At 64.1% G+C, this 12872-nt stretch carries 13 protein-coding genes and 1 tRNA gene; 6 read left to right on the forward strand and 8 right to left on the reverse strand.

Going from position 1 to position 12872, the window contains the following annotated elements:
- Positions 1 to 130: 130 nt before the first annotated feature.
- From miaB to GHT07_RS13485, 4 genes are all read right to left on the reverse strand, one after another.
- A complete protein-coding gene (miaB, locus tag GHT07_RS13470; RefSeq protein ID WP_153585622.1) occupies positions 131 to 1489 on the reverse strand; it encodes a tRNA (N6-isopentenyl adenosine(37)-C2)-methylthiotransferase MiaB in 1359 nt (452 codons plus the stop codon).
- An 11-nt stretch (positions 1490 to 1500) separates the two neighbouring features.
- The gene (locus GHT07_RS13475) at positions 1501 to 1932 is read right to left on the reverse strand and encodes a hypothetical protein (RefSeq protein ID WP_153585623.1); all 432 of its coding nucleotides are present in this window, start codon (positions 1930 to 1932) and stop codon (positions 1501 to 1503) included.
- A gap of 108 nt (positions 1933 to 2040) precedes the next feature.
- Positions 2041 to 2418, reverse strand: a complete 378-nt coding sequence (locus tag GHT07_RS13480) for a hypothetical protein (protein WP_153585624.1) — start codon at positions 2416 to 2418, stop codon at positions 2041 to 2043.
- Positions 2419 to 2516: 98 nt separating this feature from the next.
- Positions 2517 to 2593 (reverse strand) — tRNA-Met (locus GHT07_RS13485).
- Positions 2594 to 2748: 155 nt separating this feature from the next.
- Between GHT07_RS13485 and GHT07_RS13490 the strand changes: the two genes are divergently transcribed.
- Entirely contained in the window at positions 2749 to 3366 is a 618-nt protein-coding gene (locus GHT07_RS13490; protein WP_228488341.1) for a sigma-70 family RNA polymerase sigma factor, read from the forward strand.
- 10 nt (positions 3367 to 3376) lie between these two features.
- The gene (locus GHT07_RS13495; protein WP_153585625.1) at positions 3377 to 4381 is read left to right on the forward strand and encodes a hypothetical protein; all 1005 of its coding nucleotides are present in this window, start codon (positions 3377 to 3379) and stop codon (positions 4379 to 4381) included.
- Positions 4382 to 4427: 46 nt separating this feature from the next.
- Here GHT07_RS13495 and GHT07_RS13500 read toward each other — a convergent pair whose 3' ends face one another.
- Positions 4428 to 5207, reverse strand: a complete 780-nt coding sequence (locus GHT07_RS13500; RefSeq protein ID WP_153585626.1) for an enoyl-CoA hydratase — start codon at positions 5205 to 5207, stop codon at positions 4428 to 4430.
- Positions 5208 to 5316: 109 nt separating this feature from the next.
- Between GHT07_RS13500 and GHT07_RS13505 the strand changes: the two genes are divergently transcribed.
- From GHT07_RS13505 to GHT07_RS13520, 4 genes are all read left to right on the forward strand, one after another.
- Positions 5317 to 6120 (forward strand): enoyl-CoA hydratase-related protein, encoded by an 804-nt coding sequence (locus GHT07_RS13505; RefSeq protein ID WP_153585627.1) that lies wholly within the window; start codon positions 5317 to 5319, stop codon positions 6118 to 6120.
- Positions 6120 to 6590, forward strand: a complete 471-nt coding sequence (gene paaI, locus GHT07_RS13510; protein WP_153585726.1) for a hydroxyphenylacetyl-CoA thioesterase PaaI — start codon at positions 6120 to 6122, stop codon at positions 6588 to 6590. Before GHT07_RS13505 ends, paaI begins: the two co-directional genes overlap by 1 nt.
- Complete coding sequence (gene paaK, locus GHT07_RS13515; protein WP_153585628.1) at positions 6587 to 7879, forward strand: phenylacetate--CoA ligase PaaK; 1293 nt, start codon at positions 6587 to 6589, stop codon at positions 7877 to 7879. The genes paaI and paaK overlap by 4 nt, the downstream gene beginning before the upstream one ends.
- 197 nt (positions 7880 to 8076) lie before the next feature.
- The gene (locus GHT07_RS13520) at positions 8077 to 9003 is read left to right on the forward strand and encodes a hypothetical protein (RefSeq protein WP_153585629.1); all 927 of its coding nucleotides are present in this window, start codon (positions 8077 to 8079) and stop codon (positions 9001 to 9003) included.
- A gap of 272 nt (positions 9004 to 9275) precedes the next feature.
- On the opposite strand, the gene GHT07_RS13525 is transcribed toward GHT07_RS13520, so the two are convergent.
- The 3 genes from GHT07_RS13525 to GHT07_RS13535 are packed head-to-tail and all read right to left on the reverse strand — an operon-like array spanning position 9276 to position 12843.
- Positions 9276 to 10397, reverse strand: coding sequence for a DUF3108 domain-containing protein (locus GHT07_RS13525; RefSeq protein WP_153585630.1), 1122 nt, complete (start codon positions 10395 to 10397; stop codon positions 9276 to 9278).
- Positions 10376 to 12136 carry a M61 family metallopeptidase gene (locus GHT07_RS13530; protein WP_323740932.1) on the reverse strand — a complete coding sequence of 587 codons (1761 nt, stop codon included), beginning with the start codon at positions 12134 to 12136 and terminating at the stop codon, positions 10376 to 10378. Before GHT07_RS13530 ends, GHT07_RS13525 begins: the two co-directional genes overlap by 22 nt.
- Positions 12133 to 12843, reverse strand: coding sequence for a DsbC family protein (locus GHT07_RS13535; protein ID WP_153585727.1), 711 nt, complete (start codon positions 12841 to 12843; stop codon positions 12133 to 12135). Before GHT07_RS13535 ends, GHT07_RS13530 begins: the two co-directional genes overlap by 4 nt.
- Between the last annotated feature and the right edge of the window lie 29 nt (positions 12844 to 12872).

Consider the following 12872-nt stretch of genomic DNA (forward strand, 5'->3'; position numbering starts at 1 on the left):
GGGAGGGTTAGGGTGGGGGCACAGCCGCCGTCGTGGGGGGGGGGGGGGGGGCCCCCCCCCCCCCCCCCCCCCAGCCGCCGTCGTGCCCCCACCCCAGCCCTCCCCCAGAGGAGGAGGGAGAAATGCAGACTCAGGCCGCAGCCTCTTCCTTGATCAACACCTCGCCGCGCAGCGAGTGCGTCGCAGCCGACGTCACTCGCACATCGACGAGCTGACCCACCAGCCGCGCGTCGCCCTTGAAGTTCACCATGCGGTTGCACTCCGTGCGGCCAGCGAGTTCGCTCGCGTCCTTGCGCGAAGGGCCTTCGACCAGGATGCGCTGCACGGTGCCCACGCGCTGTTCGCTGATGCGCTTCATGTTCGCGTCGATCGTCTGTTGCACCTGCTGCAGCCGCTTGAGCTTGACCTCATGCGGCGTGTCGTCATGCAGCGCCGCAGCGGGTGTGCCGGGCCGCGGCGAGAAGATGAAGCTGAAGCTGTTGTCAAAGCCGATGTCGTCGATCAGCTTCATCAGCTTGGTGTGGTCTTCATCGGTCTCGCCCGGGAAGCCGACGATGAAGTCGCTGGACATCGCGATGTCCGGGCGGATGGCGCGCAGCTTGCGCACGGTGCTCTTGAATTCCATCGCCGTGTAGCCGCGCTTCATTGCCATCAGGATGCGGTCGCTGCCATGCTGCACCGGCAGGTGCAAATGGCTCACGAGCTGCGGGATCTTTGCGTAGGCGTCGATCAGGCGTTGCGTGAATTCGTTCGGATGGCTCGTCGTGTAGCGGATGCGTTCGATGCCCGGAATGTCCGCCACGTACTCGAGCAGCAAGGCGAAATCGGCGATCTCGCCCGTGCCTGCCGCGCTGGTGCTGCTGGTCATCGCGCCGCGATAGGCGTTCACGTTCTGGCCGAGCAGCGTCACTTCTTTCACGCCCTGGTCGGCCAGGCCGGCGACCTCGGTCAGCACATCGTCAAACGGCCGTGACACTTCTTCGCCGCGCGTGTAGGGCACAACGCAATAGCTGCAGTACTTCGAGCAGCCTTCCATGATGCTCACGAAGGCGCTGGCGCCTTCGACGCGTGCGGGCGGCAGGTGATCGAACTTTTCGATTTCAGGAAAGCTGATGTCGATCTGCGGCTTGTGCAGGCGCGCGCGCTGCTCCAGCAGTTGCGGCAGGCGGTGCAGCGTTTGCGGGCCGAACACCACATCGACAAACGGCGCGCGCTCGACAATCGCCGCGCCCTCCTGGCTGGCCACGCAGCCGCCCACCCCGATGAGCACGCCCTTGGCTTTCAAATGCTTCACGCGGCCGAGATCGCTGAAGACTTTCTCTTGCGCTTTCTCGCGCACCGAGCACGTGTTGAAGAGAATCAGGTCGGCCTCTTCGACGTCCTGCGTGGGCTCATAGCCTTGCGCTGCGTTCATCACGTCTGCCATCTTGTCCGAGTCGTACTCGTTCATCTGGCAGCCGAAGGTTTTGATGAAGACTTTCTTGGTCATCTTCGCCACCTTCAGGGCCGGGCGCCGAAGATGGCGGCGAGCAATGCCGCAAAGCGCACGACACCTTCAGGGTCGCCCGTGTTCACGCCGCCGAGCTTGGTGTATTCGGCGGGCGTGAGGAGCCACACTTCATGTACAAGACCCGCGGCATCGCGCTTGTAAACGACTGGCAGCTCGAGGTTGGTGATGCTGCCCGAGAGCACGACCATGTTGTTCAGGTCGCGGATGCGCGAGCCGGGCGAGAGGCGATCAACCTGGCCGTTCAGCGTGATGACAGGCGGCTGCGTGATGACCATCTTGGCCAGCTTCACGTCAGCGGGCACGCTGCGGATCATTTGCGCGAAGGCGGGTGCGGGGGCGATCGACAAGGAGGCGCCGGCAAGTGCTGCACACATCATCAGTGCGCTGGCGAGTCGGGCCCCGGTCTTGTGGCAGCGGTTCATGGTTTACATCCAGAGGCTGTTGAAGGGAAAAACGAAGTGCGGCGCACCTCGCGGGATGCGGCGCAGTCTAACAAAGGGCCAGTTTTTGGCGCAGGCCCATGGCTTGGGTCAAGTGCCGTCAGGCCGCTTCGAATTGAGGAACGCCAGAATCGACTGGGCCTGCTCGGGCGGGATTTCTGCCTGGCACCAGCCGATGCCCGGTGAACGCACCGTGAGCAGGAAGCCTTCTTCGGCCGGTGTGCCCTTGGCCTCTTTGCGCGGCAGCACATACCAGCCGTCGATCGGGTAGTAGAGCCACTCGTCGAGCGCGGGCATTGTGTAGGGATGCTGCGGCTCCAGCGTCGTGCGCAACATCGCCAGCGAGTGGATCAGGTGGTCGAGCTGCTGCGCAGTCATGTTCGAGCCGGGGCTCGACAGCGTGACCGACTGGCGGTCTTCACTGATCTTGAACTTGAAATCTTCAAATACTTCTTGATCGCTGGGCACGTGCGTCTCCGTCTGGTTGGGTGCGTAAGCATCGATTATTGATGATCGCGGCCCATGAAAAAGGGCCAGCACGCGTGTGCTGGCCCTTCGGGGATGTCTGGTGGCGCTTCACGGATTCGAACCGCGGACCTGTGGATTATGATTCCATCGCTCTAACCGACTGAGCTAAAGCGCCATCTCTGGCGCTTTTTTGATTCGCGCCAAGCCAGCAATTATAGCCAATGAGCGGCACGGCGGTCAGCATGGCTGATCTGGTGTCAGGTCGCTGTGCATCCGCGATTGACCCCGAACCCCGCCGCCGCACGTATCACCTGGTGTGAAAATCCCCCCATGCCCCTCGCGCGCCGCGACATGCCGGACGACCAGCTGATGCTCGCTTACGCAGCCGGCGACACAGACGCGTTCGACGAGCTCTACAGCCGTCATGAGGCTGGCCTTTACCGCTTTGTGCGGCGCCTGCTCGGCGTGCGCCTCGCTGCGCAGGCCGATGAAGTATTCCAGGACACCTGGCTGCGCATCGTCTCGGCGCGCGCGAGCTTTTCGCCGCAGGGCGCGGCATGGCGCACGTGGGCGTTCACGATCGCGCACAACCTGGCCATGGACCGCCTGCGCACCAGTGGTCGTGAAGTGGACTTGCCCGCCCAGGACGACGCCAGCGATGAGCCGCTCGACTGGATCGCTGCCTCGCTCGACCAGACTCATCCGTCGAGCGAAGACACGGCGTTCTGGCGCGCGGCGGGCTTGCAGCTGTTGCATTGCCTGGACGAGCTGCCCGACGCACAGCGCGCGGCCTTCCTGCTGCACCACGAAGACGGCGCGACCGTGGAAGACCTGGCGCAACGGCTGGGCCTGCAATTCGAAACCGCCAAGAGCCGCTTGCGCTACGCGCTGCAAAAGCTGCGTGGCTGCATGCGTGGCTACCTCGATGTGCTGGGGCACCCGGCATGAGAGGCCAGCGATGACGCAGCTTCGCGATGCCCGCTTCAAGCGCGCTCTCGATGCCGCGCCCGATGCGCAGCTGCGTCCGGATGCGCGCGTGCGCGCCTATATTCGCGATGCGGCCCGTGCGGCAGCACCTTCGCGCAGCGTGAAGTGGTGGAAGGCGACGGGCAGCGGCAGGCCCGTGTGGGGCGCCGCCCTTGCCAGCCTTGCGCTGGCCACGCTGGTCACCCTGCTCTGGTATGACCGCGAGATCCCCGATGCGGGGGTGACGCCACCGAGCGCGGACAAGCAGGCGCCGGTGCCGGTACGTCCGGCCTCCTCCGTGGCAGAGGCAGCGCAGGGGCAATCGCCGGTGGCCCCGCAAGCCGCACCTGCCGCGGCAGGGCGCGCGAAGGATGTCGCGAAAGAGGCCGCCAGGAGCGGCACGCCATCGGCAGGCTCATCGCCAGACTCGCCACGCAGGCAAGATGCCCTGCGTGATCAGGCCGCGCCCGCCCTGTCGAAGGCTGCTGCGCCTGAAGCAAAGGCGGAAGCGGGCCTCAACGCCGCGCCGCAGGCCCCGGCTCCGGCGGCCGCACCAGCACCCGCGTTTGCCCCTCCACCACCTACTGCTGTGCAAGCGCCCCTCGCGCCATCTGCCCTTGCACCATCGGTGACGCGCGAGGCGGCGACTGTGTCGCGTGCGGGGTCTGCCGTGATCGACGACAACTGGGCTGAGGCGATGGTTCAGGCGCGCGGCCGCAGTGTGCGCCTGCAGCGCGCGCAAGCAGATCGCCTGCCGGCGTTGTTGAACGCAGTCGTGCGTGGCCCGGCTGCGCCGCCATCAGCGGCCGATTTGCAGCCGTCGCTCACGATTGAACTCACCGGCCCGGGTAGCGCTGACACCGTGGATATCATGGGCGCGCAAGTGCGGTACACGCGCCTGCGTGATGGCCAGCCCAAAGCCGTCACCGTGTTGACACCCAACGCCGCGCAGCTCCAGGCGCTGCAAGCCGAAGCTGATCGCCTGCTCGGGCGCTGACCGGACGTCGACCTGGCGACAAGGCCGAGCGCAACGCGCCCGGCAACTATTCGTTCTTGAACGCAGGCTTGCGCTTGCCCAGGAAGGCGTCCATGCCTTCCTTCTGGTCGTGCGTGGCAAACATCGAGTGGAAGAGGCGCCGCTCGAACATCACCCCGTCCGACAGGCCGCTCTCGAAGGCGCGGTTCACTGATTCCTTGGCAGCCAAAACTGCCAGACGCGGCATGTCGGCGATGGTGAGTGCGACGGCCAGCGATTCTTCCATCAGCTTGTCGAGCGCGACGACCCGGCTGACGAGCCCCGAGCGCTCGGCCTCAGTCGCATCCATCATCCGGGCCGTCAGCGCCATATCCATCGCCTTGGATTTGCCGACGGCGCGCGGCAGCCGCTGCGTGCCGCCCGCGCCGGGGATGATGCCGATCTTGATTTCGGGCTGGCCGAACTTTGCGTTGTCGGCGGCGATGATGAAGTCGCACATCATCGCCAGCTCGCAGCCGCCGCCGAGTGCGAAACCGCTCACGGCAGCGATGACCGGTTTGCGGATCGTGCGGATCGTTTCCCAGTTGCGCGTGATGAAGTCGCTGCCGTAGCTGTCCTTGAAGGTGAACTTCGCCATGGCGCTGATGTCGGCGCCCGCGGCAAAGGCCTTCGCGCTGCCGGTGACGATCATGCAGCCGATGGCGGGGTCAGCGTCGAAGGCCTTGAGCGCAGCGCCCAACTCGTCCATCAGCTGGTCGTTCAACGCGTTCAGCGCCTGTGGGCGATTGAGTGTGACGATGCCGACTTTGCCGGCCTCGGTGCGGACTTCGATTGCTTCGTAGGTCATCCGGTGCTCCTCGTTTTCATGGGTTCGCGTCACTATAGCCGCGACGCATTTGTGTCCATCCGCATAAACCGGGAATGCTAGAGTGCAGCAGGCAAAGGAGCATCCACCCATGAGTGAAGACACGGTTCTTTTCGACAAGCGCGGCGCAGTCGCCGTCATCACGCTGAACCGGCCTGCGTCGCTGAACAGCTTTTCGCGGCAAATGCATCATGACCTGTGGGCATGCTTCGACAAGATCGAGGCCGACACGTCGATTCGCGTGGCCGTCATCACCGGTGCAGGGCGCGGCTTTTGCGCTGGCGCCGATTTGTCGGGGTTTGATTTCTCCGAAGGCCCGAACCTCATCGAGCGCGCGGACCCGGGTCCGCTCATTGAAGCCACGTTCAATCCCACCGCGCGCAAGCTGCTCGCGCTGCGCGTGCCGACCATCGCCGCCGTCAATGGCGTCGCTGCCGGTGCAGGCGCGTCGCTTGCCATGGCATGCGATTTCGCCATTGCTGCGCCTGCGGCCAGCTTCATCCAGGCCTTCGCCAAGATCGGCCTGGTGCCTGACACCGGCGGCACCTGGTTGCTGATCAAGAAAGTGGGCCTGGCGCGCGCGCTGGGCACCGCGATGCTCGGCGACAAGGTCAGCGCTAAAGACGCGAAAGAGTGGGGAATGATCTGGGACGTTGCGCCCGAGGGCCAGGATTGCGTTGAGGCGGCGATGCAGCTGGCCGGGCGACTTGCAACGATGCCGACCAAGGCACTTGTCGAAACACGCAACCTCATTCGCGCGGCGGCGAGCAACGACATCGACCGCCAGCTTGACCTGGAGCGTGACGTGCAGTCGGCGCTGGGCCGCACGCACGACTACATCGAAGGCGTGACGGCATTCCTGCAAAAACGCCCGGCACAGTTCAAGGGCGAATGATGTCGCAGCAGCCATCGAACGACAACGACAGCGACCACCATCTGGCAGCCCGCGTGGGCGCGACGATGTTCGCGCAAGACCGTGCGAGCCGCGAATTCATGCAGATGGAACTGGTCAGTTGTGCGCCCGGCCGCGCCACCATGCGCATGACAGTGCGCGAGCCGATGCTCAACGGCCATGAGATCTGCCATGGCGGCCTGATCTTCACGCTGGCTGATTCGACGTTTGCATTCGCCTGCAACAGCCGCAACCACGTCACGGTCGCAGCCGGTTGCAGCATCGAATTTCTCAAGCCCGGCAAGCTGGGCGATGTGTTGACGTGCGAAGGCGTCGAGCAGATGCTGCAGGGCCGGCACGGCATCTACGACATGAAGGTGAGCAACCAGCGCGGTGAAGTCGTGGCCATGTTTCGCGGCAAGAGCGCTCAGATCCAGGGGCACGTGATCCCGCCAGTAGCGAAAGAATCATGAAAAGTTTTCCGCTCGAACCCATTGAGAAAGCATCGATCGATGAACTGCGTTCGCTGCAGTTCAAGCGCCTGCAATCGACACTGCAGCACGCTTATGCCAACTCGCCGGTGTACCGCGCGAAGTTCGATGAGGCTGGCGTTCGGCCCGACGACTGTAAGTCACTCGCAGACCTGGCGAAGTTTCCGTTCACGACGAAGAAGGACTTGCGCGACAGCTACCCCTTCGGCATGTTCGCCGTGCCGCGCGAGCAGTGCGCGCGCATCCATGCATCCAGCGGCACCACAGGCAAGCCGACGGTGGTGGGCTACACAAAGAACGATATCGATACGTGGGCGGGCCTGGTCGCGCGCAGCATTCGCGCATCGGGCGCGCGGCCCGGTGACCTGGTGCATGTGAGCTACGGCTACGGCTTGTTCACGGGTGGCCTCGGCGCGCACTACGGCGCCGAGAAGCTCGGCCTCACGGTCGTGCCATTTGGTGGTGGCCAGACCGAGCGGCAGGTGCAGCTGATCAACGATTTCAGGCCCGACATCATCATGGTCACGCCCAGCTACATGCTGGCGATCGCGGACGAATTCGAGCGGCAGGGGCTCAACCCGCGTGACTCGAGTTTGCGCACCGGCATCTTCGGCGCCGAGCCGTGGACCAACGATATGCGTGTGAAGATCGAGACGCGAATGGGCATCGACGCTGTTGACATCTACGGCCTGTCGGAAGTGATGGGCCCGGGCGTGGCGAACGAGTGCGTGGAAACCAAAGACGGCCCGACGATCTGGGAAGACCACTTCTACCCCGAGATCATCGACCCCGACACGGGCGAGTTGCTGCCTGATGGTGAATTGGGCGAGCTGGTCTTCACCAGCCTGACGAAGGAGGCGCTGCCGATCATTCGCTATCGCACGCGCGACCTCACGCGTCTGTTGCCCGGCACCGCGCGCACCATGCGCCGCATGGAAAAGATCACTGGCCGCAGCGACGACATGATGATCGTGCGCGGCGTGAATGTGTTCCCCACGCAGATCGAAGAGCTGCTGTTGAAGTTCGCAGAGCTCGCGCCGCACTACCAGTGCATCCTGAGCAAGGAAGGCCCGCTCGATGCGCTCACCGTCGCTGTTGAAACGCGGCATGACGTCGCACACGATTCAAGCGAAGCGCTTGTTGCCGCCGAGCGCCTTGCGTACGAGATCAAGACCTACATCGGCACGAGTGCGCGGATTGAATTGCGCGCGACGGGCGGTGTCGAGCGCAGCATGGGCAAGGCCAAGCGGGTGGTGGATCTTCGCAAGTGATGTTCTTGTTTTGCGCGGCGTTGGTTTGTCGCCGCCCGTATGACCATTCGTTGACGGGGCCGCGGCCGTCCGGTGGCCGATTCACTCCGTGTCATTCCGCCGGCCACGAGGCCGGGCTCCCTTCTTTACCTGCGTGAATCGGCCACCGGACGTCCACGTCCTTGGGCCGATCTGGGGTGGGATGGAGAGGGTGCGGGATGCGTAAACAGTCTGGTTTACGTTTCCCTCTTCGCGAAATAGGCAGTCAACAGCAAAGAGGCAAGATGGGGATATTCACTGGGCTGAAGGTTTTTCGAATTTGTGCTTTGACGCTCGTTGCCGCATCGCATGTCGGCGGCGGCGCGGTGCCAAATGCCAACTCTGACCCTCTCTCGACCTCTCTAGAAAAACGTGCGGTTTACATTCAGATATGTGTGCCTGACGGCAAGGCAGTTGTCGAGGAGATAACGGTTGACGTGACCGACATTCCTGAGGATTTGTCGCAGCAGGATTGGCAAGACATGCTGCTGAAGGCCAAAGTGACCGGCCGCTACGACAGGCCCGAAGCGGCCCAGCGCGCAGTGGTAACCATGCGCGCCGCTCGCCCGGCCGAAGGTCCTGATGCTGTACCACCCAGACTTGGCATGGGTGAAGTGGCGATCAGTCGGGGCGTGGGCAGTGTCGGTTTTCCCACGCTGCCCCTTGCTGACAGCACCGACCGAGAGCAGCCGGTGTATCAGGCCATCACGACGAAACAGCAAGGCGAACTCGTTGCTCTGAATGTGGAGCTGCACTTGGAGCGACGCGGCAAGAAGGAGATGACTACCTTCTGGTTCAAGCCGCCGCAGCGAATAGCGAGCGGCAGCTACACCGAGTGGCTGGCGCCAGTGTTTCAAGAAGGAGCACGGGAGCCTGGCACGTCCAACAGGGCATTCTTCATGTTGGACGGGAAGGATCTGCCAACCAGTGCCGTAGACACCCGCGCGCCGCGCATTCGATACACCCTGATGTCGTGGGAGGAGTACACGCGCGGTGGTAAGGAGCGTATGCGAGCGTCGCGGATGAATGTGTTGCGGGCGGCAACAGGCGCGAGCCCAAGTGTCGAAGCCCGGCGTGTTGTGAAAGGGTCGATTCCGGGCTGTTAGTGAAGAGAGCGAAGCGACGTCTCGGCTTCTCAGCCACGGCCTCCACCGGCGCGGTGAATTGTCTTGTCGCTCAGAGCCGCAATCACCGAGTTGATCCACCACCGCACTGCTCAGACTGTGAGCGATGGGCGGCCTTTTCCCGCAGGTAAAGAAGGGAGCCCGGCCTCGTGGCCGGCGGAATGACACGGAGGGAAAAGGCCGCCCGTCGCTCGCAGTCCACCCCGGTCCGCAAAGCACGCCCCCGGAACGAACCAAAACCCCGGCAACGGAAGCTACCGCGCCTGCTCAATCTTCTCGACAACCAGATCGAGATACACGTCCTCACCCATGTTCAGCTTGATGCGCACGGGCAAGTACAGCAGGCTCGGCGCGAACCACATCTCGGGGTAGATGTTGCCGCGCGGATTGGCGAGCGGGCGCGGCTTGAGGTGGAACGTGTCGGTCGGGCCGGCGTAGATCGTCAGCACTTCGCGCGCGACGATGTCGTAGGTCCACAAGTCGACGCCACCGGGGCGGGCGAGGTGCACGCTGACCACGCCAGGAACCTGCAGCGGCTCCTGCCCCATCTGGAAACGATGACTCAGCTCGATGAACTGGCTGGCGGTGTCCTGCACGCCCGGCGGGCGCGGCTCACTGCTGCCGTTGTCGCGAACGACACTGTCGGCAGTGAACTTCACGCCTCGCGCCTTGCCTCCTGGCCGCACTTCTTCGTAGGCGCGTGGTGAGAGACCGGCCGGCTCGATGTCGCCCTGGCTCGTGAAGGTGTACGTGAAGATCGGCTGCACCTTCACGTCCACACGCACCTGGTACTTCGTGCCGTCACGCTGCCATTGCACGTGGGCGGTGCCATTGAGCGGGCCGCGAAAGTAGCCGGTCACGTTGTACGTGAGTTGCGTGTCGGTCGGCCACGTCTCCGGATTGGTGGGGCCAGTGGTGTTCACCTGGCTGCCGGCCGTTGTCGGCGCCGTGGCAACCGTCGCAGCATCCGGCGCGTTGACTGGATCGGCAGCCGCTGAAGCGGCAGATGCTGGCTGGAGCGCAGGCTCTGGCGTTGGCTGCGACGCGGGCTTGTCCGCCGGGGTTGTGCCTGCGTCGCTCGCAAGCGCGACAGGCGGCGCGGGCGAAGCCTTGGAAGTGATCGACGTGACGCTCGGACGGGCGGGCCGCGTCACGCGCGTGTCGGGCTTGGCCTGCGGCACGGGCATGGGCGCTGGTGCGTCCGGCTGCAGCAGGCGCGAATACATCGGCGCTGGCATCGGCCGCAACAATGAGCTCGCATCGATCACGTAACGCACCCATGCCAGCACGAGAATGTGGGCCACCACCACCGCCGCGCACAGCACGGCGAAGCGAACGCCTCGCGGCGCCGCTGTCAGTGGGCGGCTGCCAGCCACGGTTGGGCGAGCGCAGGCTCGCGCAGGACGAGCCGCCACGTCGTGACCGCGGGCGGCAGGTTGAGCTCGAGCCGCAGCAAACGCCTGTCGCGCGCGACCAGGGCAATGGCCTTGCGGTGGCCGCCGCAGTAGAGCAGCAGGTCGTCGATCTTGTTCATGCGCCACGCGCAGCCGGCCACTTCAATGCCGATCCATTCGTCGCCCGCCGCCATGCCGGCCTGCTCGGCGGCGCCCCCGCGCAGCACGGTCTTGATCTGGATGCCTGATGCCTCTGTCGCGCGAATGCCCAGACGTTGCTGCAACTGCGCCGGGTCTTGCGTCACGTCGACGCCGAAGGGCTTGAACAGCGATTCGAGCGGCAGCTCCCGTGTGCCATGCACCCAGGCTGCCAGCTCGCGCGTGAAGGCGCGGCCGCCGAGCTCCTTCAGCACGAGGGCAAAGTCGGTTTCCGCCATCGGCCCGGACTTGCAGCGCAGCCACAGGGCGCGCATGACTTCATCGAGACTGGTGTGGCCTTCCGCACGCAACGTCAGGTCAAAGCACAGCGCGACCAGTGCGCCCTTCGTGTAGTAGCTGATCGTGGCGTTGGGCGTGTTCTCGTCCTGCCGGTAGTACTTCACCCAGGCATCGAAGCTGGCTTGCGCCACGGATTGCACTTCGCGCCCCGGCGCCTGCATCACCTGGTTGATCGTCTTGTTGAGCAGCTTGAGGTACGCCGTGTCGTCGATCAGCCCGGCGCGCCGCAGCAGCAAGTCGTCGTAGTAGCTCGTGAAGCCTTCAAAGAACCACAGCATCTGCGTGTAGTTCTCGCGCTCGTAGTCGTAGCGCGTGAATTCCGAGGGCCTCAGCCGCTTGACGTTCCAGGTGTGGAAGTACTCGTGGCTCACCAGCCCCAGCAGCGTGATGTAGCCATCGGTCATCCTCGATTCGCCGATGCGCGGCAAGTCACGGCGCGAGGCAATGAGCGCAGTGGAATTGCGATGCTCGAGGCCGCCGTAGCTGTCGTCCACGGCGTTGAGCAGGAACAGGTAGCTCTTGTACGGCGGCTTCTTGCGGTCGTGCCAGAAGCGGATTTCGGTGTCGCAGATTTTCTGCACGTCTGCGGTGAAGCGCGCGCCGTCGAATGCCTCGGTGGCGCCAGCCACGACAAGGCGATGCGGCACGCCGCCCGACTTGAATTCTGCCGACCAGAAAGCGCCCAGCTCGACCGGGCAATCGACAAGTTCGTCGTAGTCGGCGGCAAGGTAGGTGCCGAAGCCCTTCTTGCCCACCTTGTGCGCGGGCAGGCCCGTTGCGGCCTGCCAGGCGGGTTTGCCCGCAACAGGCATCAGTTCCAGTGAGTGAGCGCTTTCTTCCTGGCCGTGCACTCGCAGGCAAACGCTCGTGCCGTTGAAAAAACCGCGCTGCGTGTCCAGCCATGCGGTGCGCACGGAATTGTCGAATGCGTACACCTCGTACGTCAGCTCCAGTGGGCTGCCAGGCACGCAGTCGATCTGCCAGTGGGCCTTGTCGAGCTGCTGGGCAGCAACAGCCTTGGCGCGTTGCTTTGCGGCCAGGCGTTGCAGGTTCTTCGCGAATTCGCGAACAAGGTAGCTGCCGGGAATCCAGACCGGCAGCGAGACTCGCTGCTGCGCCGCAGGCTGCACAATGACCAGCGTGATACGGAACAGGTGGGCGTGAAGGTCTGCCGCCTCAACGCGGTAGTGAATGCCCGCTGTGTTGCGCAATGCCGTCTTCACTTCGCTTCGGCCAGCAGTTTCTCCACGTCGGCGGCGCCGATCGCCCCCGGCACGCGTGTGCCATTGGCAAAGAAGAGCGTGGGAGTGCCACTGATGCGATGGGTTTTGCCGAATTCCACATTGCGCGCGAGCGCCGAGGTGTCGCAGGTGTTCTTCGGTGCGGCCACGTTGCGCAGCATCCAGTCGAGCCAGGCTTTGCCCTTGTCGGCGGTGCACCAGAGGTTGCGCGATTTCTCGACAGAGTCTGGCCCGAGGATCGGCAGCAGGAACACATGCACCGTCACGTTGTCGATCTTTTGCAGGTCCCGCTCGAAGCGCTTGCAATAGCCGCAGTTGGGGTCTTCGAACATGGCCATCTTGCGGCTGCCGTTGCCGCGCACGATGGTGAACGAGTCAGCCAGCGGCAGCTTCGAGAAGTCGATGGCGAGCAGCTTTTCCTGGCGCTCTTCCGTCAGGTTCTTCTTTTGCTTGGTGTCGATAAGCGCACCCTGGATCAGGTAGTTGCCCTCGGCGTCGGTATAGAAGATTTCGGTGCCGACGCGGATTTCGAACAGGCCGTTGATGGGCGAGGTGGCCACATCGTCGATCTTGCCCATGCGCGGCAGCCGCTCTGTCAGGTTCTTGCGGATCGCTGCTTCCTGCGCTGCGGTTTGTGCCTGCACGGGAAGTGTCACGGCCAGCGCCATCAGGCAAGTCATGGCCGCCATGGCCGCTCGAAAATTCAGTTTCATTGTTG

This window comes from Caenimonas koreensis DSM 17982, assembly GCF_009646335.1.
GTDB lineage: Bacteria > Pseudomonadota > Gammaproteobacteria > Burkholderiales > Burkholderiaceae_C > Ramlibacter > Ramlibacter koreensis.

Bases quoted from the DNA above. Each gene is read 5' to 3' on its own strand.
- GHT07_RS13505 (WP_153585627.1), top strand. From the start codon at position 5,317: ATGAGTGAAGACACGGTTCTTTTCGACAAGCGCGGCGCAGTCGCCGTC.
- GHT07_RS13520 (WP_153585629.1), top strand. From the start codon at position 8,077: ATGCGTAAACAGTCTGGTTTACGTTTCCCTCTTCGCGAAATAGGCAGT.
- GHT07_RS13490 (WP_228488341.1), top strand. From the start codon at position 2,749: ATGCCCCTCGCGCGCCGCGACATGCCGGACGACCAGCTGATGCTCGCT.
- GHT07_RS13535 (WP_153585727.1), bottom strand. From the start codon at position 12,843: ATGGCGGCCATGACTTGCCTGATGGCGCTGGCCGTGACACTTCCCGTG.
- GHT07_RS13500 (WP_153585626.1), bottom strand. From the start codon at position 5,207: ATGACCTACGAAGCAATCGAAGTCCGCACCGAGGCCGGCAAAGTCGGC.
- miaB (WP_153585622.1), bottom strand. From the start codon at position 1,489: ATGACCAAGAAAGTCTTCATCAAAACCTTCGGCTGCCAGATGAACGAG.
- GHT07_RS13495 (WP_153585625.1), top strand. From the start codon at position 3,377: ATGACGCAGCTTCGCGATGCCCGCTTCAAGCGCGCTCTCGATGCCGCG.
- paaK (WP_153585628.1), top strand. From the start codon at position 6,587: ATGAAAAGTTTTCCGCTCGAACCCATTGAGAAAGCATCGATCGATGAA.
- paaI (WP_153585726.1), top strand. From the start codon at position 6,120: ATGTCGCAGCAGCCATCGAACGACAACGACAGCGACCACCATCTGGCA.
- GHT07_RS13475 (WP_153585623.1), bottom strand. From the start codon at position 1,932: ATGAACCGCTGCCACAAGACCGGGGCCCGACTCGCCAGCGCACTGATG.